Source organism: Microbacterium sp. NPDC089696 (genome assembly GCF_044749125.1).
Classification (GTDB): Bacteria; Actinomycetota; Actinomycetes; order Actinomycetales; family Microbacteriaceae; genus Microbacterium.
The window spans coordinates 1,611,721-1,632,441 of record NZ_JBIVHF010000001.1; the positions used below are offsets into that span (position 1 = coordinate 1,611,721).

Annotated in this window: 25 protein-coding genes; 4 read left to right on the plus strand and 21 right to left on the minus strand. The window is 69.5% G+C overall.

Annotated elements, in window-relative coordinates; translation table 11 throughout:
- Window positions 1–30: 30 nt before the first annotated feature.
- On the plus strand, window positions 31–960 hold the full coding sequence (locus ACIPY8_RS07845) for an AEC family transporter (RefSeq protein WP_400816729.1): 930 nt from the start codon (window positions 31–33) through the stop codon (window positions 958–960).
- On the opposite strand, the gene ACIPY8_RS07850 is transcribed toward ACIPY8_RS07845, so the two are convergent.
- Entirely contained in the window at window positions 947–2,344 is a 1,398-nt protein-coding gene (locus ACIPY8_RS07850) for a glucose-6-phosphate dehydrogenase (protein ID WP_400816731.1), read from the minus strand. The genes ACIPY8_RS07845 and ACIPY8_RS07850 overlap by 14 nt on opposite strands.
- Before the next feature lie 75 nt (window positions 2,345–2,419).
- Between ACIPY8_RS07850 and ACIPY8_RS07855 the strand changes: the two genes are divergently transcribed.
- The 3 genes from ACIPY8_RS07855 (at window position 2,420) to ACIPY8_RS07865 (ending at window position 6,118) form a co-directional block, all read left to right on the plus strand.
- Window positions 2,420–4,222 carry a glycoside hydrolase family 15 protein gene (locus ACIPY8_RS07855; RefSeq protein WP_400816733.1) on the plus strand — a complete coding sequence of 601 codons (1,803 nt, stop codon included), beginning with the start codon at window positions 2,420–2,422 and terminating at the stop codon, window positions 4,220–4,222.
- Window positions 4,223–4,566: 344 nt separating this feature from the next.
- On the plus strand, window positions 4,567–5,424 hold the full coding sequence (locus ACIPY8_RS07860; protein ID WP_400816735.1) for a tyrosine-type recombinase/integrase: 858 nt from the start codon (window positions 4,567–4,569) through the stop codon (window positions 5,422–5,424).
- 376 nt (window positions 5,425–5,800) lie between these two features.
- Window positions 5,801–6,118: a hypothetical protein gene (locus ACIPY8_RS07865; RefSeq protein WP_400816737.1), complete on the plus strand. Its 318-nt coding sequence runs from the start codon at window positions 5,801–5,803 to the stop codon at window positions 6,116–6,118.
- An 82-nt stretch (window positions 6,119–6,200) separates the two neighbouring features.
- Here the strand turns inward: ACIPY8_RS07865 and ACIPY8_RS07870 are convergent, their stop codons facing one another.
- The 20 genes from ACIPY8_RS07870 to ACIPY8_RS07965 form a co-directional block, all read right to left on the minus strand.
- Window positions 6,201–6,596, minus strand: coding sequence for a hypothetical protein (locus ACIPY8_RS07870; protein ID WP_400816739.1), 396 nt, complete (start codon window positions 6,594–6,596; stop codon window positions 6,201–6,203).
- A 14-nt stretch (window positions 6,597–6,610) separates the two neighbouring features.
- Complete coding sequence (locus tag ACIPY8_RS07875; RefSeq protein WP_400816741.1) at window positions 6,611–7,243, minus strand: hypothetical protein; 633 nt, start codon at window positions 7,241–7,243, stop codon at window positions 6,611–6,613.
- Window positions 7,236–7,496 (minus strand): hypothetical protein, encoded by a 261-nt coding sequence (locus ACIPY8_RS07880; protein ID WP_400816743.1) that lies wholly within the window; start codon window positions 7,494–7,496, stop codon window positions 7,236–7,238. The genes ACIPY8_RS07875 and ACIPY8_RS07880 overlap by 8 nt, the downstream gene beginning before the upstream one ends.
- 34 nt (window positions 7,497–7,530) lie before the next feature.
- Window positions 7,531–8,307 (minus strand): hypothetical protein, encoded by a 777-nt coding sequence (locus ACIPY8_RS07885; protein WP_400816745.1) that lies wholly within the window; start codon window positions 8,305–8,307, stop codon window positions 7,531–7,533.
- The gene (locus tag ACIPY8_RS07890) at window positions 8,304–8,453 is read right to left on the minus strand and encodes a hypothetical protein (RefSeq protein WP_400816747.1); all 150 of its coding nucleotides are present in this window, start codon (window positions 8,451–8,453) and stop codon (window positions 8,304–8,306) included. Before ACIPY8_RS07890 ends, ACIPY8_RS07885 begins: the two co-directional genes overlap by 4 nt.
- 17 nt (window positions 8,454–8,470) lie before the next feature.
- Complete coding sequence (locus ACIPY8_RS07895; protein ID WP_400816749.1) at window positions 8,471–9,271, minus strand: hypothetical protein; 801 nt, start codon at window positions 9,269–9,271, stop codon at window positions 8,471–8,473.
- Window positions 9,249–9,398: a hypothetical protein gene (locus tag ACIPY8_RS07900; RefSeq protein ID WP_400816751.1), complete on the minus strand. Its 150-nt coding sequence runs from the start codon at window positions 9,396–9,398 to the stop codon at window positions 9,249–9,251. The genes ACIPY8_RS07895 and ACIPY8_RS07900 overlap by 23 nt, the downstream gene beginning before the upstream one ends.
- Window positions 9,399–9,408: 10 nt before the next feature.
- Window positions 9,409–10,443: a hypothetical protein gene (locus ACIPY8_RS07905; protein WP_400816753.1), complete on the minus strand. Its 1,035-nt coding sequence runs from the start codon at window positions 10,441–10,443 to the stop codon at window positions 9,409–9,411.
- Between the two features lie 10 nt (window positions 10,444–10,453).
- A complete protein-coding gene (locus ACIPY8_RS07910) occupies window positions 10,454–11,536 on the minus strand; it encodes a hypothetical protein (protein ID WP_400816755.1) in 1,083 nt (360 codons plus the stop codon).
- 12 nt (window positions 11,537–11,548) lie between these two features.
- The gene (locus ACIPY8_RS07915) at window positions 11,549–12,337 is read right to left on the minus strand and encodes a hypothetical protein (RefSeq protein WP_400816757.1); all 789 of its coding nucleotides are present in this window, start codon (window positions 12,335–12,337) and stop codon (window positions 11,549–11,551) included.
- Entirely contained in the window at window positions 12,334–15,684 is a 3,351-nt protein-coding gene (locus tag ACIPY8_RS07920) for a tape measure protein (protein ID WP_400816759.1), read from the minus strand. The genes ACIPY8_RS07915 and ACIPY8_RS07920 overlap by 4 nt, the downstream gene beginning before the upstream one ends.
- Window positions 15,685–15,695: 11 nt before the next feature.
- Complete coding sequence (locus tag ACIPY8_RS07925) at window positions 15,696–15,956, minus strand: hypothetical protein (protein WP_400816761.1); 261 nt, start codon at window positions 15,954–15,956, stop codon at window positions 15,696–15,698.
- Between the two features lie 101 nt (window positions 15,957–16,057).
- On the minus strand, window positions 16,058–16,525 hold the full coding sequence (locus ACIPY8_RS07930) for a hypothetical protein (protein WP_400816763.1): 468 nt from the start codon (window positions 16,523–16,525) through the stop codon (window positions 16,058–16,060).
- 101 nt (window positions 16,526–16,626) lie between these two features.
- Window positions 16,627–17,220, minus strand: coding sequence for a hypothetical protein (locus tag ACIPY8_RS07935; protein ID WP_400816764.1), 594 nt, complete (start codon window positions 17,218–17,220; stop codon window positions 16,627–16,629).
- A gap of 60 nt (window positions 17,221–17,280) precedes the next feature.
- Window positions 17,281–17,703, minus strand: coding sequence for a hypothetical protein (locus ACIPY8_RS07940; protein ID WP_400816766.1), 423 nt, complete (start codon window positions 17,701–17,703; stop codon window positions 17,281–17,283).
- Window positions 17,696–17,980, minus strand: a complete 285-nt coding sequence (locus ACIPY8_RS07945; RefSeq protein ID WP_400816767.1) for an HK97 gp10 family phage protein — start codon at window positions 17,978–17,980, stop codon at window positions 17,696–17,698. The genes ACIPY8_RS07940 and ACIPY8_RS07945 overlap by 8 nt, the downstream gene beginning before the upstream one ends.
- Window positions 17,981–18,160: 180 nt before the next feature.
- Entirely contained in the window at window positions 18,161–18,553 is a 393-nt protein-coding gene (locus tag ACIPY8_RS07950) for a hypothetical protein (RefSeq protein ID WP_400816769.1), read from the minus strand.
- A complete protein-coding gene (locus ACIPY8_RS07955) occupies window positions 18,553–19,074 on the minus strand; it encodes a hypothetical protein (protein ID WP_400816771.1) in 522 nt (173 codons plus the stop codon). The genes ACIPY8_RS07950 and ACIPY8_RS07955 overlap by 1 nt, the downstream gene beginning before the upstream one ends.
- Before the next feature lie 17 nt (window positions 19,075–19,091).
- Window positions 19,092–19,472: a hypothetical protein gene (locus tag ACIPY8_RS07960; RefSeq protein WP_400816773.1), complete on the minus strand. Its 381-nt coding sequence runs from the start codon at window positions 19,470–19,472 to the stop codon at window positions 19,092–19,094.
- A 2-nt stretch (window positions 19,473–19,474) separates the two neighbouring features.
- Window positions 19,475–20,716, minus strand: a complete 1,242-nt coding sequence (locus ACIPY8_RS07965; protein ID WP_400816775.1) for a phage major capsid protein — start codon at window positions 20,714–20,716, stop codon at window positions 19,475–19,477.
- Between the last annotated feature and the right edge of the window lie 5 nt (window positions 20,717–20,721).

Below are 20,721 nucleotides of genomic sequence, written 5' to 3' on the forward strand. Positions count from 1 at the left end.
CGCTCTGACTCCTTGCACGAACCTCGGTGAGTGCCTCTCGCCTTCACCGCCATCCTGCCCGTCGTCGTCCTGCTCGCCGTCGGCTGGGCGCTGCGTCATCGCGCCCCGCTCGACCCGAGCTTCTGGCGGGGCCTGGAGTGGATGAGCTACCGGGTCTTCACGCCCGTGCTGTTCGTGACCTCGATCGGACGCGCGGATCTCGGGGCGGTGCCCATCGGGCCGCTCGTGATCGCGCTGACGGTCCCGGTGCTGCTCGTCCTCGGCATCCTGCTGGGCGGTGCACGCATCCTGCGCATCACCGGCGCCCGTCTCACGTCGCTCGTGCAGGGCTCCGTACGAGTGAACACCTATCTCGGGCTGATGTTCGCGGCGGCCCTGCACGGTGAGGAGGGGATCGCGACCTATGCGATCGCGAGTGCGGTCATGGTGCCGCTCGTCAACGTGGTGTGCGTCTCCGCGCTCGCACGCTGGGGGGAGAGCGTGCACGAGCAGCGACCGCGGTTCGCGCGGGAGATCCTGACGAACCCCCTGATCCAGGGCTGTGTGATCGGGATCGCCGTGAACGTCCTCGCGCTGCCGCTCGAGGGGCCCGTCGCGACGGTGCTCGACCTGCTCGCCGCGCCGGCCCTCGTGACCGGCACCCTCATCGCCGGGGCGGCGCTCACGTTCGCCTTCCGCCGGCGTGACGTGCTCGACGTCGGGATCGCCGTGGTCCTCAAGCTGCTGGTGCTTCCCGCGCTCGCCGTGGCGGCGGCCCTGCTGCTCGGCATCGACGGCGTGGTGCTCTCGGCGATCGTGCTCATCGCGGCCGTCCCCACCGCGCCGTCGGCCTACGTCCTGGCGCGGCGCATGGGTGGTGACCATCGGCTGATGGCGTCGATCACCGGGGTGCAGACGGTCGCTGCGCTCGCCACCGTGCCGCTCGTGCTCGCGGTGCTGGAGGCCGTCACGACGCGGTGACGGCGTCGGCGCCGCCGGGGGAGGGCGCCGCACTCGGCCATCCGGCAGGCCCTGCCGATCCCGCCGGGTACTCCTGCAGGGGGACCTCGCCCGCCGCCCAGGCATCGCGGATCGGCTGCAGGATGCGCCAGCAGTCCTCGGCCTCGTCCGCGCGCACCGAGAGGGTGACGTCGCCGTCGAGGAGTTCGTCGAGCACCTCCTCGTAGGAGCGCTGCTGCCCCTGGCCCATGTCCGCGACGAGCTCCTCGTCTCGCAGGTCGAACGGCTCGTCGCCGCTCGTCACGTGCACGTCGAGGGTCATGCGATCCGGGCCGAGCGCGAAGGTCAACCGCCCGCCGTCGCGCGGTGCGGGCGAGAGTCCGGCCGGCAGGTGCCGCACGGGGCGGAAGGTCACCACGACCTCGGAGCGCTTGGCGGGCAGAGCCTTGCCCGAGCGGAGCACGAAGGGCACACCGGCCCACCGTTCGTTGGCGACCTCGAAGACGACCTCGGCCAGCGTCTCGGTCGCGCGCTCGGGATCCACCCCGTCCTCGTCGACATACGAGGGGATGTCCTTCCCCGCGACCGCTCCCGCCGTGTAGCGGGCCCTGTGCGACGCGGTCGCGGGCGAGTCCGCCCACACATGGGTGGCGCGCAGCGCGGCGGCCTTCGCGTCGCGCAGGTCGCGCTCGCCGAGAGTCGCCGGCGGCTCCATCGCCATGAGCCCCAGGACCTGCAGCAGATGGCTCTGGATCATGTCGATCATGGCTCCGGCGTGGTCGTAGTAGCCCGCGCGGTTCTCGAGCGCGAGGGACTCGTCGAAGCGGATCAGCACCGACTCGATGTGCTCGGCCGACCACACCGGATCCCACATGCGGTTCGCGAGACGGAGCCCGAGGAGATTGAGGAGCATCGAGCGCCCGAGGAAGTGGTCGACGCGGAAGATCCGGTCCTCCGGCACCAGCGCGGTCAGTGCGGCGTTGAGGGAGCGGGCGCTCGCCGCGTCGTCGCCGAACGGCTTCTCCATCGCGAGCACCAGGTCGTCCGGGAGCTCGACTCCGCGCAGGGCCTCTACCGCCTTGCGCGTGATCGCGGGCGGCAGGGCGAAGTACAGCACGGTGCCAGGCCCGACCGTCTCGATCAGGGCACCGAGGCCCTTCGGGTCCGTGACGTCGACCGCGGTGTAGTCGCCGATCGTCACGCGCCCGGCGGCGTCCGCTCCGACCGCCTCCGTCACGGTCGTCCGCCAGCGGGACTCGTCCCAGTCCTCGACACCCGCGCCGCGGACGGTGACGGTGCGATCGGCCTTCCGCGCGAGCAGTGCACCCAGCGACGGGAGAAGCAGACGGGAGGTGAGATCGCCCGATGCTCCGAGGATGAGCAGGGTCCGTGACGTGCTGGCCATGCCGTCGAGGGTATGCATTCGCCGAGGACCTGCGCCACCCCGTGGTCACGTCCGCGAACTCGTGGCACACTGCGGATGGTGACTGCACGGATCGAGGACTACGCCCTGCTGAGCGACTGCCGCACGGCGGCGCTCGTGTCCACCGCGGGGAGCATCGACTGGCTGTGTCTGCCGCGCCTCGATTCCGCCTCGGTGTTCGCGTCGCTGCTCGGAGACGAGCACCACGGACGGTGGCAGCTTCGCCCCGTCGACGTGGATGCCGTGAGCACGCGTCGCTACGACGGCGACACGTTCGTGCTCGTGACGCGGTGGCAGAGCGGCGACGCGGTCGCCGAGGTGCACGACGTCATGCCCGTCGGCGCGGATCCCGAGGCGTCGGGGCTGCGGACGGACGTCGTGCGGCGGATCGTCGGCATCCGGGGAGAGATGACGTTCGCGCAGCACCTCACGCTGCGATTCGACTATGCCCGGGCGATGCCGTGGGTGCGTCAGACAGGGACGGACGACGAGCCGTGTCTCGTGGCGATGGCGGGACCTGATGCCGTCGCCATCCGTGGCGCGCGGCTGGAGCCGAACGACCACGAGCACACGGGCGACGTCGTGATCCGCGAGGGCGAGGTGCGCGACCTCCACCTCACGTGGTTCCCCTCGCACCGCGACGTCCCGGCGCTGCTCGACGCGGACGCCGCGTTCGCCGAGACCGCGAACTGGTGGCGGGAGTGGGCGGGCAGCATCGCGCACACCGGCCCGCACCATGCGGAGGTCGTGCGGTCCCTGCTGATCCTCCGCGCGCTGTCGAACCGCGAGACCGGCGGCATCGCGGCCGCGGCGACCATGGGCCTGCCCGAGGACATCGGAGGGGAGCGCAACTGGGACTACCGGTACGTGTGGCTGCGCGACGCGGCGCTCACGCTCGAGGCGCTCGTCGATCACGGGTTCCTGCGCCTCGCCGACAGCTGGCGCACCTGGCTGCTGCGCGCCGTGGCGGGTGATCCGGCCGACCTGCAGATCATGTACGGCCCTGCGGGGGAGCGTGACATCACGGAGCGCGAGCTTCCGCAGCTGCCGGGGTTCGAGGATTCGCGCCCGGTGCGGCTCGGCAACGGCGCCGCGACCCAGTACCAGGCCGATGTGGTGGGCGAGGTCGTCGTCACGCTGTCCGCCGCGCGGGCGGCGGGCGTGCGCGAGACGGCGTTCTCCTGGGCATTGGAGAAGCAGCTTCTGCGCTTCGCGTCCGAGCAGATCGAGCGGCGAGACCAGGGGCTGTGGGAGATCCGCGGGGAGCCGCAGTACTTCACGCACTCGCGGGTCATGATCTGGGCCGCATTCGACCGTGGTGTCCGGGCCGTCGAAGAGGACGGTCTCGATGGTCCGGTGGAGCGGTGGCGAGAGCTGCGCGACCGGATGCGGGCCGAGATCGACCAGCGCGGCGTGCGGGACGGACATTTCGTGCAGCACTTTGACACCGAGGAGGTCGACGCCTCGCTGCTGCTCCTCCCGCAGGTCGGATACTGCCGCCCCGACGACCCGAGGATGCTCGCGACGGTCGACCGGATCGAGCAGACCCTCGTGCAGAACGGGCTCGTCTACCGGTACCGCACCGCGACCGGGGTCGACGGGCTGTCCGGTTCTGAGGGCGCCTTCCTCGCCTGCTCGTTCTGGCTCGTCGAGCAGTACGCGTGCACCGGCCGTCTCGACGAGGCCGAGACGCTGATGGACCGGCTGTGCGGCCTCGCGAACGACGTCGGGATGCTGTCGGAGGAGTACGACCCGGTCGCGCGGCGTCAGCTCGGCAACACGCCGCAGGCGTTCTCCCACCTCGCACTCGTGCGTGCCGCGGATGCGCTGGCCCGCAAGGCGCACCGGCCGCGCGGGTAGGAACAGTAGAACCCCCACCCGGACGGGATGGGGGTTCTCGTGTATCCGTGCCCCCGACAGGAGTCGAACCTGCGACCTACGGTACCAACGTCCGCATGTTGACGCCGAGGATCCCCGCGGAGTTCGTTCACACTCGCGCCGCTCTCGCTCCCGTGACCCCCATCGGCGAGCGCGTCGCCTGACCTCCACGCGACAGCAGCGGTCCTTGATACCGCGCCGCGGCCACTCCGCCCCGTGAACGACACACACCGGGAATCGCGGTGGAGTCTGGGCGCGGCGGTCGTCGCGAGGCGCTCGCCGCCGTCCATACGGTCGAGGCAACAGCTATTTCCGAGGGGGAAATGATGAACGATACAGATCTGCTCGAGGCGTTCGCCGACTACCAGCGCAGCGGCAACCGAGCGGTCCGAACGATCCGCACGCGAGAGTCGATCCTGCGCGCGTTCGCCGCGCGCCAGGAGACCGACCTGCTCACCGCGACCGTGTTCCACATGCGCCGCGACATCGGCCGGCAGGAGATCGCGCCGTCGTCACGCGCGACGACGCGTGCGACCTTCCTGGCGTTCTACACGTTCGTGCACGACGAGGGGCTCCGCGCCGACAACCCCGCGCTGCGGCTTCCCGTGGTCCGCGTGCCGAAGCGTCGCCCCCGGCCGTACTCGCAGGAGCAGATCGACCGGATGCTGTCGACGGGCGCATACAAGCGCACCCGGGCGATGATCCTGCTCGGCGCGTACCAGGGGCTGCGTGCATCGGAGATCGCCGCCGTGCACTCCGACGACGTCGACCTCGAGAGCGGCACGATGAAGGTCCTCGGCAAAGGAGGTCGCACCGACTACCTGCCGCTGCACGATGTGATCCGCGACCTCGCGCCGACGATGAACGAGGGCTGGTGGTTCCCCGCGCGCGGCGGGCGCGACGGCCACATCAAGGGACAGTCCGTCAGCGACCTGATGACCGACGCCCGCGATCGAGCAGGGATCGTCGACAAGCGCCTCACGGGGCACTCGCTGCGCCACAGCTTCGGGACCGAGCTGGTGCGAGGCCGCGCGAACATCAGAGCCGTCCAGGAGCTCATGCGACACGCCTCCCTCGCGCACACCCAGCAGTACACGCTGGTCCTCGACGAGGACGAGCGTGAGGCGCTCAGCGTGCTACCTCCGAGGACGATCCCGACTCACTCCGGAAGGAAGGCCGCGTGATGACCGAGCGACGTCAGCCCGACTGCCCGAAGTGCGGAGCGCCGTGGCGAGTTCGTCAGCTCCGCGCACACGTTCGACACTGCGAACGGTGGGAAGAGCGCCCTCGGCTGGTGCGCTACCTCGCCGAACAGCGCCGCGCGGCGTAGCCGCTGCGGAGCGCGCGCTGGGGACGCGCGAGAAGCCCCTCCACGCATCTGGGGTGCGGGAGGGGCTTCTCAGTGTTCGCGGCCGCGCACGACGCGTCGCTCCTGCAGGAAGCACGCGTCGCGGATCCGGATACGTCGTGTGGCGATCGCCGACGTGTGCTGCTGATGCCGCGACGTCGGCGCCGCGCAGTAGACTCGACGCTCTCGGCCGGAGGAAGGACACACCGGCAATGGGGAACCCAGGCGCACGCCTCTCGGCAGCGCTCGACCGACGATCGCAGCACCAGTCGATCATCGCGGCGGCGAAGCACGGTCCGCTGCAGTCGCTGACGGACCGCGAGCTCGAGGTGCGCGATCAGCCGATGACGATCTACCCGCGGCCCAAGCTCGTGCGCGCGTGGGTCCGGTTCGGGCCCGAGTCAATCCGTGTCGACGCGAAGCTCGTCCGATCCACGCCCCTCGCCGCCGGCATCGAGTTCCGGGCCGAGGAACACACGTTCCGGTGCTGGGTATGGGGCAACGCAGTGACGCTCGTCGACGACGAGTAGCCGGAGCGCCTGGCGGCCCCTGAGACGCAGAAAAGACCCCCACCCGGCCCGGAGGCTAGGTGGGGGTCTTTCGATGCGCAGATCAGGCCGCCAGGGCGTACTGAGCGCGGTTGTTCACGACAGCGAGGAAAGCGGCCAGCGCGGTGAGAGCGGTCGACACGGCGGCGAGGATGCTGCCTGCCTGCTCGTCGGTGAGGAGACCGACGGCGACGGCGACCGGTGCGGCGGCCGCAGCGAACGCGTAGATGACACCGCGGCCGATGGTATCGAGCCACACGGCCGCCTCCGACGGTCTGAGGAACGCGAGCGCCAGGAGCGCCTGCAGGAGCTGCAGCAGCGCACCGGTGAACACGAGCACCAGGCCCGTGGTGTCCTCGGTCGCGAAGCCGAGCTGCACGGCGAGCACGCCGAGCACGGCGAAGAACGCCTGCAGCGAGACGCGCCGATCGTCGGTGAGCCAGTCACGGATCTTCTTCATGGGATTCACCTCCCTCACGGGGTCGGCGCCGGTGCCGGCGCGGTGGTGGTCGGACGGCAGATCGTCGCCGGCTGTCGGGAGAAGGTCCCGAACTGCGAATCGGCGACCGATAGCCAGACCTGCTGAGCGGTCGAGCCTGCCGGACACGTAGGCCCTGCAGGACCGACGGGTCCCACCGGGCCGACCGGACCGGGGACCGTCGAGGGTGTGCCCGGTTCTCCCTGCGCCCCGCGATCGCCTCGGCACGCGTTCCCTGCGCAGAACGACTGCAGCGCCGCCAGGAGCTGCTCCTGCGTCGGTGCGGGACCCGGGAGACCGTCGGACCCGTCCTCGCCGTCCTGTCCGTCCTTGCCGTTCACGACGGTCGGGCTCGTGGACTCGGGGACCGGCTCGACGACCGGCTCCTCGCCGAGCTCGAGGACCTGCTCGCGCAGCGCCTCGATCGCTTCGCCGCGCTCGGCGGACTCGGCATCGCGCCTCTCGTCGGCAGCGGCAGCGGCGGTCTCGGCCTGCGCAGCACGCTCGGACTGCTGGAACGCGACGACACCGAGGACGATGACACCGACGACGGCGAACGCGCTGAGCAGCGCGAGCAGCGAGAGCAGCGCACCGATGCCGGACTTCTTTCGGCGTCTCGACTCAGTCATAGATGCCCTCCGGCCAGTCCTCGGGCGGCGGCGGATCTCCGCGCTCGATGTGCGCGCGAAGCCTCGACGCGTAGCTGACCGCTCGGAGCTTCTGCTGCTGCGTCTCGCGCTGCTGCTTCTCCGCGGCTGCGCGCTCGGCGTCCTGCCGCTGGATCATCTGCCACCGGCGTGTGAGCAGGACTCCCGCCCACACGCCCGAGCCGGTGATAACCGCGACGAGCAGCGTGACTAGAGGTCCGACCCACCAGTCCATCGCCCCTCCTCAGATCGCGCGCGGGCATGAGCCGTCACGCCTTCGCACCCGCGAGCGCATCCTTCACGCCGGCGGAGATCATCTGCTCGAGTCGAGCGAAGTCCTCGTCGGAGAGGTGTCCGCGCTCGATCGTCACCTTGGGGCAGAGGATGCCGAACAGTGCGAGGCGGTTCCGGTAGTAGGCGTCGCCCATCGGGTCACCCCACCAGTTCGAGCGCACCGGACCCATGTACTTCTGGACCCAGTCGCCCTCCGCCTGCGTGTGCACGGCGAACACCTGTCCCGTGGCCCAGTTGAGCCAGCACCAGGACGGCACGCCGCCGACGTGCGCGAACATTGAATCGGGCATCTCGTCCTCCTCGGACTGATCCGGTCGCACGACCGGGGTTGATGCTGCGCCGGCGGGGTCGCCTTCGTAGCGGTGGTTGTCCTTCTCGATGAAGTGCTCGAAGTGCCAGCGCTCGACGAGCGTCCACTTCCCGCCGACCCAGCGGTACACCGTGCGCACCCAGCCGTGGTCCGCCATGATCGCGAGGATCTGCTGCGCCTCGTCGGAGTCGATCGCGTCGCCGATCTGGTGCACGCTCGGCGTGTCCGGGTCGAGTGCGATCGGCGCCCAGGGCCCGCCGTTGAGGTAGCGGCGGTATGCCTGCCAGTGCTCGTCCTGACGGAAGAACGACCGACCGGCTTCGGTGATCTGCAGGAGGTGACCGATCCGCCGGTCGATGCGATGGATCGACGCTGCGGACTCGGCGGTGAGCCAGCCGCGACCGCCCTGCAGCGCGACGACAGATCGAGGACGGTACGTCATGATCGATGCACCTCCACGAGCTCGCCGTCGTCGTTCAGACCGACGTAGAACGGCGCGCGGCCCTCCACCTCGATCAGCGCGACGTCGGCGCCGCCCTCCGCTGCCAGCAGCTCGCGGAGCTTCTCGGCATCCGGGATTGCATCCACGTTCGCCTCCTCGTCCATCAGGCCGACTCGATCCACAGCTCTTGCTGATCCGCCCCGAACGAGATCCACCCGCCCGCGCCGAGGTACAGCGCGGCGGTGACCTTCTCCGCCGTCGAAGTCACGAACCGTGTCACAGCGCCGGGAATCGACATGACGAGACCGCCACCGTTCTGGTACGCGCGCGTGACGACTGACCGGTCGTTCGCCGCCGCGGTGACGTCAGCGGCGTTGTTCCGCATCGCCATCGCATACGCGATCGGACCCGCGGCGCTCGCGGACCCCGAGACCCGACTGCAGAAGATCTTCAACGGCTGGTTCACGGGCAGCTTCGGCGTCGAGACGACGGTTCCGAGCTGAGAGTTGATGACACCGCTTGACGTGCTCGACACCATGTACCCGAGCTGCTGACCAGGTGCGATGAGCCACTGCGTGCCGGTGTATACGTACGAGAGGCTGCCGACCCATGCCCGATCGCCCGCGACCAGGAGCCCCGGATTCGTGGCCGTCCAGGTGTCCAGGGCGGCCGAGTCCGCGAACCGCATCGATCCGTCGGCTCCGAGCCACAGCGCACCGCCCGTGTTGATCTCGAGCTTGTGGAGCCCGGGAGCATCGGCGCGGTAGACGATGAGGGGATTCGCCGCCGAGGGTGGGAGCCCTGCAGCGGTCAGTGCTGCGACGACCTGGCCGCGCTCGGTCGTGTTGGCGACCGGGACGACGTCGTGGATCGAGTTCGCGAACGCCTGATAGATCGTGGCGCGCGAGATCGACTGCTCGCCCCCGGTCGGGACGACGTGCTTACGAGCGTTCTGCGTGGGCATCGCTCACCTCCTCCTCGCGTGACGCATGCCACGCATCGTGTGTTCCCTGGTTGGCGACGAGCGCGCCGCAGACGGGGCACTCGGTATAAATCCCGTCGTTCGCGGGCTGGTCGATCGGCTCGTCCATCGGAGACCCCTCACTGCAGGACGGTGTACGTCACGGAGAGCGCCATACCGTCGGCATGGACTGGTGCTCTCTCAGGCGTCCCGGAGAACCCGGCATAGGCGCTCCCGACGGTCGCGAGGCCCTTGAACGCCCCGGTGCGGAACCCCTCGAGGACGGACGCGGGGAGCATGACGAACGCGCCACCGTTCGGCAGGAGTCCGGGAGTCGCGACGGCAGCGGCCGGCGAGATCACCGGGGCACCACCGGGGAACGAACCGTGCGGGGACGGCTGCAGCACCGCCGCCTTCGCGATGTTGTCCGAGCTGTCAGCCCGATACACCGACACGCCGATCGACAGGATCTCCGCGGCGCCGAGACTCACGACCCGCTCCCCGTAGACCGCGAGCCCGGTCATCGGCCCCGACCCGAACCCGTCGCCCTGCCAGAGCGTCGAGCGGCCGCCGTATCGGTTCGTGTTCCACTGATCCCAGGTCGAGAAGCGAGAGCGCCAGGAGCCGGACCACGCGGGCACGATCGTCGCCGTACGGGTCACCAGCGACCCGGGGTTGCTCGCCCCGCCGCCCGGTGTGCCAGGGCTGTCGCCGTTGTAGTTCCCCGACGGACCCGACACGAAGTACGGCGTGCCGAATCGTGACGGGGCGCGGAGCACGTGCACCCAGGTGCCGGCGTTGTACGTGCCGGGGTTGTACGGGAGGTCGACCTCGGTTCCGAGCACGGCGACCTTGAGCAGGCCGACGGCCGCATTCACGGATACGACGCGACCCCACGCGAGCTCAGCACCAGGGGAGAGCGGGCCGAGGCACATCGTGATGCGGCCGCCGTCGAGAGGCGACCGCAGGAGCCGCACGAGCGCATCCGGCGGATAGATCGCCGGGTCCGCGGGCACCCACAGGCCATCGGAGCCGCCGACCGAGACCTGAGCGAGACCGCGAGGGATATCGAGGCCGAGCAGCCGGCCGGTCACGAGCGCGCCGGAGTCCGTACCCGGAGTAAGCCCATCGGGGAGGGGGTCGGCGAGCCCGAATAGATCGAGGTTCGAGGGCATCACGACCTCCTCAGAACGTCGCAACGTCCATCTGCATGGGGCCGTCGGTGACGGTCAGCGGCAGCTCGACGCCGATCACGTATCCCCAGTCGACGACCTGGTCGTCGGTGTCCTTATCGACGATCAGCTCCACGGCGTCGTCGATCTCGATGCGCGGATCCGGCACGAGCTCGACGCGGCGCACGATCGACTGCCGGGTCGAGTTCGATCGCCTGGTCTGCGCCGCTGCGAGGCACTGCGCCTCGTTCGCGAGCAGCGGCGACGACCAGAAGGTCGGTACGGGCCGATACTCGCCGGAGGCAGCCATCGGCCCGCCCTCGACGGCGGCGACGGCCTGAGCTTCGACACCGTCCGCTGAGGACCGCGCCACGAACACGTTGTACGAGCCCTCGCGCGTGTCCTCCGTGGGAGCACTGATGAGCGTCCCGCCCTCGCCGTCCGTGAACGACATGACCGGTACGGGGGTCTCGGGCAGGGGCGGCAGCACCTGGATGCCGCCCCACGCGTCCTCACGCAGCCGTGCCGGCCACGCGTCCGCGATTTCGTAGAGAGCCTTGAGGCGCTCCTCGTCCCACTCCATCGCTTTCGGGCACGCACGGTCGACCAGCGAGGCATCGAATTGCACGGTCATGTAGTCCGGCGTCAGGCGTGCGAACTCCGACTTGAGGGTGCCGTTGTCGCGCGGCCCCGTCGGGACGATGAGCCGATCGTCGGACGCGTTCTGCAGGATGCCCGCGCCCGAGACCTCGATTTCGCCGCCGTCGCCGTCCTTCCAGTCCTGGATACCGAACCGGCCGAGGCGCAGCAGGTAGCCGTCGACGAGCAGCGAGACGTCGAGCTTCTGCCCGTAGCGTGCGAGCGGATGCTTCGGGTCGCGACCGGGTCGCCACGAGCGTGTCCGGCCGTTCTCCACCGACGTCCCGGGGACGGTCATCGTGAGCGTCGCAGTGACCTCCTGGCCCACCGTCCAGGTGATCTTGCCGGAGAGCACGGGCACGACGTCGGCGAGGACCTCGACCCCGAGCCACGAGGAGACCATCGGCCGCCATGACACCGAGGACGCGAGAGCCTTCGCGGAGGGTCCAGTGCGCACGTTCGGCTCCCCTCAGAGAGTCGACCAGTCGAGCATGTCGAACTGATCCCAGGTGAGGCCGGCCATCTGCGCGTCGAACGCGTTCCAGGTCTGGCCCTCCCACACGTCATCGAAGTAGTCCCACGAGAAGCCGGCGAGTCGCACGTCGAGGTACGGGTCGTCAATCAGCGCGTACGGCAGCGACCAGGCACGAAGCCCGCGAGCCTGGTACGCGACCGATGTCGGGTCACCGTACGAGAACACGCCGACCGGCGAGAGATCCATCGCCTCGACGCCCAGTCGATAGAGCAACGGCGTGCCCTCGGCGAGCATCTCGTCGAACTCCCGCTGCTGCGCGGTCTCGACGAGCACGACGAGCGTGCCCTCGACGTCGCTCGTGACGTCGTGACGGATCACGGGGCGTCGACGCCCGGCGACTCGGTGACGCACCTGCCCAGACACCATCTGCGTCTCGAGAGATCCCTTGAGCAGTCCGACGATCAGAGACCGGGAGCCGCTGAGCGTCTGCAGGGCGAGGTGACCGGGCAGATCGTCACGGCCCTCGATCGGGACGACGATCGGTGCCGAGGTCTGCGCGGCTGCGCCCGCCCTGAACGTGTAGATGATCGGGACGTTCCCGGGGGTGCGGTTGTCGGCGAGCACGAGCTGCTGCCCGTCGCCCACTCCCTCACCTCCCGGGACCGTCCACGAGTGGTCCCCAGCCTCGCCGGTCAGCGTCCACGGGACACCGGCCGGCGTGACATCGACCACGATCTGCACATTCTGCGGGGCGGCGCCACCGATCAGCGTTGCCGTGATCATCGCCGCCTCCCTCCGCGCCGGAACGCCGTGTTGGCCGTGGAGACGACCTCTGCCGACGCGCCGCGAGCGACTTCCTCGGTCTGCGCGCGCATGTACTCCGGACCCCACGGGCTCTGCACGTAGATCGCGCGCTCGTCCGACGTGCTCGAGGCGGATGCTCGAACAGCGTCGGCCTGAGAGGCCGCTACGTGCGCGGTGAGCGACGCGGCGTTGCCGACCGCCTTCGACAGAGCGGCTGCAGTCGACGAGTCGCCGACACCCGCCGAGAACTGATCGACCAGCGCCTGCCCGCCCTCGCGGATCCGCCGCCAGCCGGAGCCGGAGAGTGGACCGCGCTTCGCGGGGGAGTGCGGGAAGAACCCGCCGACGAAGTCCATCATGTCGCCGAACGCGCTCCCGACCGCCCCGAACATGTCCTTAACGCCGTCGATGAGTCCCTGGATGAGGGACTTACCAGCGTCGAACAGTTGCGGGATCAGCGAGACGATCGCCTTCACCAGCTCCGGACCGAGACCCAAGATCGCCGAGATCAGCTCGGGGATGATCTTCGGCAGCGCCTGCACGATGCCCTTGAACAGCTGTACCGCGCCCGTGATGAGCATCGGGATCATGCTGATCAGCGACGTCACGACCTGCGGGATCATCCCGATGATCGCCGTCAGCAACTGCGGCAGCACGACCGGGATCGCCTGCACGAGCTGGATGAACAGATCGACCGCGGCGAGCAGCAGCGTCGGGATCATCCCGACGAGCGTCGTGATGATCTGCGGAAGCATCTCGACCAGCGTCGTGATGAGCTGCGGCAGCACCTGGACGATAGCGAGCACGAGCTGCAGGAACAGGTTGATCGCGGTCTCGAGCAGCGTTGGCAGCATCCCGATCAACGTCTCGAGGATGACCGGCAGCATCTCGACCAGAGCCGTGACGACCTGCGGGATCACCTCGATCAGCGCCGTGATGAGCCCCGAGAACAGCTCGAGCCCCGCCTCGATGATCTGCGGCAGCATCGCGATCAGCATCGGCAGGATCTGCACCACGGCGTCGATCAGACCCGTGAATAGCGTGATCGCCGCAGCGATGATGATCGGCAGCGCGCCGACGAGCGCCGTCCCGAGGACCGGGATCAGCCCGACGACAGCCGAGATCAGGTCGGGGAGGACCTGGACCGCCGCGTCGACGACCGCGAGTAGCAGCGAGACGAATCCCTCGAGGAGGACCGGCAGCCCTGCCGAGAGCGCCGACACCATCTGAGGGATCAGCGTCGTGATGAGCGTGACCACCTGGCCGACGAGGCCCGTGATCGCACCCACGATGACCGGGATCATCGTCTCGAACCCGCTCGCGAGCGTCGTCGGATCGATCGTGAATACTGCGATCAGCGCACCGATCGCGAGACCCACCGGGCCGGTGAGCCCGAGGAACAGCCGCCCGATCACGGGGAGCTGCGCGAGCAGCGGGCCGAACAGACCGACGACGAGACCGATGATCGGCGCGAGAGCGCCGAGCGAGCCGGTCAGGTTCGAGAAGTCAGGCGCCTCGTACCCGCCCGCGAACGACTCCTTGATGCCGTTGAACATCGTCGTGAGCCGCTCGAGGACAGGACCGATCTTGCCTGCGATCTGATCCGTCAGCGCCGCCATGAACGGGCCGACGACGGCCGACGCAGCGTCGAAGGCGGATCGGACCATGTCCGCGAACTGCTTGAGCAGCGGGAACAGACCGCCGACGAGCTTGTCGCCCTCGACGCGAGTGCCGATGAGCGCGACGCCGAAGCGCTTGAGCGCGGCGAACGCGTTCTTGTACGACGACGTCGTAGTCTGCGCGACCTCGGCCGCCATGCCGCCGGTCGCGTCGCGCACGGCCGCTTCGTACACCTCGGCAGTGATCTTGCCCTCAGACGCGAGGTTGCGGACCTCGTCGACCGAGACGCCGATGCGCGAAGCGAGCGCGCCCCAGATCGGGATCTGGCGATCAGCGAGCTGGTTGATCTCCATCGTGTAGGCGCGACCCGACGTGCGGACCTTGCCGAAGATCTGAGCAACCTCTGACAGCGGCACCTTGCCGGCGGTCGCCGCACCCTTGACGGACTCGAGGTAGGCCGCGAGCTCGGGACCGGTCTTGACCCCGGCGGTGAGTGCCATCGACGCGGCGCCGGCCATCTCGTCGAGACCGAACGCAGTCCCCACGGCGGCGTTCTCGGCGTTCTTGAGCGCCCCAGCGACCTGGTCGCTCGAGAGGCCGAGCCCGCGCATGCGAGCTGTGGCGTCCTCGATCGAGAACAGACGTTTGAAACCTCCACCGACCGCGGCGCCGATCGTCGTCGCGATGCCAGCGGCGAGGAGACCGAGCTGCCCGCGAGCGAGCGTCACGGCATCCGACACAGTGCGGCCGACAACGCGCATCCCGGCGGCGAATGCCGACCCGATGCCCGATGCGACCTGACCAGCGACCCCGACCAGGCCCGAGAACGACTGACCGATGATCCGACCCATGCCGGAGAACGACCGCCCGACCGCAGACGTCAGCGGAGACAGCCGCTGCAGCGCAGGACCGAACAGGCGCGTGACGGCCTTCTCAGCGCTCGAAAGCGCCGAGGTGACCCGGAGGCCCACCTGTAGCCCGAAATCGCGCACAGCGAGCGCGGCGGGGCGTACAGCGTTCGTCACGCGGGCCGTGACGGCGGACCCGAACGCGGAGAGGCGGGTCGTCAGCGGCGCGAGCGTGCGGGTCGCGAGACTTGAGAGCGACGAGCCCAGCAGCCGAACCGGCGCGAGCACGTCCGAGACGTTGCGGCGGAACGCCGACCAGCCGCGGTTACTCGCCGCACGGGAGGCGCGCTCCGTGGCGGCAGCGACGGCGTCCTGCGCCGTCTTGAGCTTCGACTGAGCGGACGCGAGATCTGCAGAGATCCGAGTCACGCTCGCCGTTGACACCTCGAGGCGTCGACGGGCGGACGCGAGCCGCTCCTCCGCCGCGATCGCCTGCGACGAGCTCGCGCCGCTCTTCGCGATCGCCTCGGCGAGCTTCGTCTCTGCGACGCGCACGCGGCCGGCGTCGTCGGCCTGCTTGAGACGCGCTGTCGACAGCGCGCGCGAAGTGGTTGCGACGTTCTTCTCGAGCGTCTTGAGAGCGCCCGAGCCGAGGTCGCCGGCGGATGCCGTCAGCGCAGACCGGAGGCCGCGGCCGAGCTCCGCGCCTCCGGTCTGGCCGATACGCGCCATGCCGCGCTTCGAGGACTTCCCCGCGTCCGAGACGCCAGCATTGACCTCTTTCGCGATGCCCTTCCGCACCCCGCGGAACGAGGGGAAGATCGCGACGTGGCCGGAGCCGACTTCCTTCGAGGACACAGGGAACCCCCTCAGTCGCTGAACGCGGAGTACCGCTGCAGACGCTCTGTCATGTCCTCGCGGACCTCCGTCGGCACCGGCTCATACGCGGCCGGGTCGACGAGGTGATCCCACGGGAACAGCACCGACCCATAGGGCGGCTTCTGCGAGTAGCGGGCGATCGCCGAGAACGAGTGCAGGAGCTGCGCGACCTCGGTCATGGATGCGGGGCGCGCCCATCCAGCGATGGCCGCCCCGAGATACGTCGTCGTGTCGAGCGCGAGCGACTGCACCAGCAGCAGCGCCTCGCCCCACGAACACGCGTCGCCGCCGAGCTCGAACAGAGACAGCCCGAGACCACGAAAGTCCCGGGCCGCCTCGTGCTCGTGTTTCGTCAGGAGCTCAACGACAGCCCGGATTCCCCCAGGCGGGCCTCCGCGATCTCGTTGAACTTCGCGAAGTACTTCGCGGCGACGACGATCAGCTGGATCGTGTCGTCGCAGTCCTCCATGATCTGCTTCGAGTTGCCGATGCCGACCTCGTCGATGAACAGCTCGAGGTCGGCGAGCGAGTCGCCCTCGGACATGCCCGTGAGGCGCTTGAAGGTCTTGTAGGGGACCTTGGTCTTGAGCACGAGCTCCCCGGACGAGAGCTGCGCGTGGAAGATCCCGTCGGCCGTGGTGAACACCTCGGGCTTGGGCCCGGGCTCACCGGGGCCGGAGACCGGCCCCGGGTCGACGACGGGCACTGCGGCCGCGATCGCCGGGGAGGCATCCGTGGTGGTCTCCGCGATCGCCTGGTCGCGGACGGGGGACTCGGACGGCGTCGGGGAGACACCGTCGGGGATGATGTTCGATTCCATGAGCGTGGTCGCTCCTTGTCTGATGGGCAGATGGGCATGAGATCGGCCGGTGCTGCAGCGTGCCCATCACGCGCTGCAGCACCGGCCTGCTTGGGGGAGGGTCAGCCCTCCTCGGGCGGCTCGACGACGTTCGTGTCGATGAGCCACTCACCGAAGTGCTCGTTGTCGAAGTACGGCGAGCGCTGGTACTTGAACGTGATCGCGTAGCCCTTGACCTCGCCGCGGGTCGACTGGTCGATCTGGACCGAGTCGACCGTCGCGACGCCGAGGCGACGGATCAGGATGCCGTTGCGGAAGATCTCCTCGGACCACAGGAGGTACCGCGTTGCGTGACCGCCCGCGTCGACGGTGATGTACCCGTTCTCGTCGGGCGTCTTGCCCCACGCGACCTCGCGCACGAGGTTGTCGGTCTGCGCGAGCGTGACGGCAAGCGTCGCATTCGCGAGACCGGACGGGATCGAGTAACCCTCCTGAAAGAGCTCGATCGCGTCGCCGTCCTTCTCGGTGGTGAGGTTGAACCCACCGTCCTGCTTGAACAGGCCGAGCTTCCGGTACGCAGCCGGAAGCGCGATCTCGAGGACCGCGCCCGCGGCCGGTGCGATCACGTTGGCCTGTGCGACCGGAGCGACCCCGAGGTTTCCCGAGATCGGGACTCCTACGGCCCCGAGATCATTACCCTGCGCGTCAGCGACCATGAGCCGCTCCTTTCTGTCTAGGCACCCGACCCGCGCAGACGGAGAGCACCAGCGAGAGACTCACCCGGCGGGCGAGCCCTGCACCGTGTACGTCACGGTGAAGTAGATGCGCGTCCGGTCCTGGACCTCGGTGACCGTGTACCAGCCGTTGAAGTCGTCGACGGACGCGATGGGGCAGGACCGCCCGCCGAGAGTCGGCAGGTCCTCGTCGGTGAACGCACCGAAGATCGGACGCACGAGATCGCGCGCCGGCGCGTCGAAGATCCGCGTCCCGGCCAGGATCGTCACCCCCACGGACCACTGCGCGGTGATGATGGACGTCTTCGGGCCGCCGTCGTTGCGGATGACGATCAGCGCCTCGGGGAACTCGCCGTCGGCGGGCTCCTTGTTGCCGACGTCGGACGCCAGCGACGCGGCCGCGAGGATCTCGCGCGCGTAGTCGGTGAGCCACTGCTCGAGGTCGGGCCACTCGACGCTAGGCACGAGCGCCACCTCCGCCGAGTGAGCGGGCGAGGTTGCCCGTCTTGGACTCGACGCCGAGCGAGTGCGCGGCGCCCGCGACGACGCGGAACACGCAGCGGTACTGCGTGTCGTGGCGCTCGACGTGGATCTTGTCGCGGTACTCGCCGGTGAGGACCGGAGCGCGGCCGCGAGCACGGGATGCTGTGGCGTCAGCCGCGGTCTTGCACAGGCTGACCACACCCGGGGACTTGCCGAGCTCCGCGAACCATGCGTCGTTCGCGACGAATCCTTCGGGCATCGGGCACCTCCTGGGGCGTCGCGAGTACTCCCGCGACGCGTCGTGCGCGGCCGCGGTGAGGGACGACGCGTAGGTCGTCGACGCTCGACGCGTCGTGTGGCGATCGCCGACACGTCGTCGCGACCAGGTGGACGCGTCGAGGAGGACCTCGTCACGCGTCGGCGGCGGATCCGCGACGGATCAGCCGTGGTACTCCTCGAGCGCGATCACGAGCGTCGGACGCCACCCGGTGAACGGGTTCTTGTCGGTCTCGGGGAACTCGACGCACGACCAGACCTGAGCGCCGCGTCGGATGCGATCGCCGATCACGACGTCGGCATTCGGGTCCGTGACGGTGAGCAGCGCGGCGACTGTCGTCTGACGTCGCTGCGAGCCGTCGGCCTGAGTCTGTCCGACGCTCCCGATCGAGGCGCCGACGATCGTCAGCACCTCGGGGTTGTTCCAGTCCTGCCGGACGAGCTTCTTCGAGTAGCGGTCCTCGACGAGACCAGCGCGGAGCCGCTCGACGATCTCGCCGTGCTCGAACCCGAAGCCGTCACCGCCGGTACCGATGTACTCGCCGAGCGTGCCCATCACGCCTCCCAGACGAGGCGGTACGGGTCCAGGGTCCGGCGCTCGATCTCGAGCAGCGGGATGGAGATCGGAGCGCCGCCGGCCGTGAGGTAGCCGACGCTCGACCCGTTCACCGACTGATTCGCGACGATGCCGGGGGAGGATGCGCCGCGGCGGGCGAGCGTGGCGATGAGCGCCGCGACTTCGGGCACCTCGTCGGTCTCGTAGCCGTGACGGAGCTTCACGGAGATGCGCCCGAGGCGTCGCGTCCAGCGGCCGCCGCGCAGCTCGAGGATCCCGGCGCGGGAGAAGTCGACATCGGCGGTCACGTCCGTACCGTCGTTGAGGACCTCGAGGAGCTCGACGACTCGGCCGGACCGGAGCAGCAGCGTGTCGCCGCCGCTCCCGTCCAGCACGAGCGTCTCCTCGATGACGGGCGCGACATGCCATCCGCACTCACGACGGACAGAGCCGTGAGCGGCGGCCAACCAGAAGTCGGCGTTGATCGCAGTGCTCGACTGCACGATCGGTTCGATGGTCATGTCGCACCCGTCCTCGGTTACTTCGCGGCCGCGCCGCGCTTGGCGGGAGCCTTCGCGGGCGCCGGAGCCGCAGCAGCGCCGTCAGCGCTCTGGGAGGCATCCGGAGTACCGTCGGCACCCTCGGGGGTGGAACCGCCGTCAGCGGCTCCGGTGTCGCCCGCAGCGGCAGCACCGTCACCGGTGCCCGCGTCGGCGGCTGCAGGAGCACCGTCGGCCGCGGCGGCCTTGGCGGCCTCGGCTTCTGCTGCTGCCTGCTTCTCGGCGGCGGCCTTGGCGATCGCCTTCTCGGCGGCGGCCACCTCGGCGGCGCGCTCGTCGATCACGCGAGCCTCGTCCTCGGTGACCTGCACCGTGGTCCACTGGCCCGCGATCTGGACGCGACGGATGACGAGAGCCATGATTACTCGCCCTCCGTCACGGTCACCTTGACGTACGCCGCCGGGCGACGGACCGCGAGCGCGACGCGCTTCTCGGCCAGGATCGTCACCCGGTTGTTGACGAAGTCGTCCTCGTTGGTGTTCGTGCCCGAGAGCACGAAGGAACCCTTCGAGTAGACCGTCGCCGCCTGCGACGCACCGACCAGGACCGTGCCCGCCGCGATCGCCGGCGTGACGATGATCGGCAGGCCCCAGATGCGCACGGCGTCGTCCATCGAGCCGTTGCCGTACTGGCCGACGAACGGGCCGCCGGCGAGGTACTGGCCGTTGAGGTCCTTGGACAGGCGCACGGTCTGGTAGTCGGCCGGGTTCATCACGACGCCGTCGGCGACGAGGCCGGTCGCGAGCGTGACCTTCTGCGAGGCGCGGAAGATCGCCTCGATGAGGTCGGCCTCGCCCGCGGCGGTCTCCGTCTGCAGGCCGGAACGGTTCAGCAGACCCAGGGGGTTCTGGCCGGTGCCGTTGCCGGAGAGCAGCAGGATCTCCTCGGCGAGCGCGAGCTCGGCCAGGAGCCGGGTCTCGATCTCGGTGACGAGGAACGCGGCGTCCTCGAGCATCTCGGTCGAGACCTTGATGAAGCCCGCGACCTTCTTGAGGGTCTCGGTGACCGGGTCCCAGCCCGTGTGGTGCAGCTGGGGCTTGCGCGCGTTCTCCGCGATCGCCGCGACGGCACCCTCGATCGCCGAGATCTTCTCGACGTAGTAGGTGATCGCGTTGCCCGAGATGCCACCCGAGAGCAGCCAGTCCGTGAGGAACAGGCGACGCTGGTACTGACGGACCGGGGTGCGGTCGATGTCGGTGAGCAGCGGCGCGGGGACCATCGACGACACGTGCGTGTCCGTCGCGGCCTTCGTGCCGGTGTACTCGTCGGCAGTCAGCGTCAGACCGCGATCGATGCCGAGGCGCGCGATCTTCGTGCCGATGGAGTCGACGAAGTGCTGACCGATCGACTTCGCCGCGGTCGACTTCTCGCCGCGGAAGGTCTCGGGGACCTCCGGGCCGCCGAGTGCGTCGAGCTGCGCCTGTGCGGCCATGACCGATGCGATCTTGGTCTGCACGTCGCCGAGCGACTTCGTGAGGGCGTCGAGCTCCTTGAGCCCGTCGGCGTCGAGCGACTTGGTCGCGGCACCGTCCGCGGGCTCCATGAGAGTCCGCATCTTGGCCGCGATCTGGTCGCGCTCAGCCATGAGTGTTGCAAGATCCACCAGGA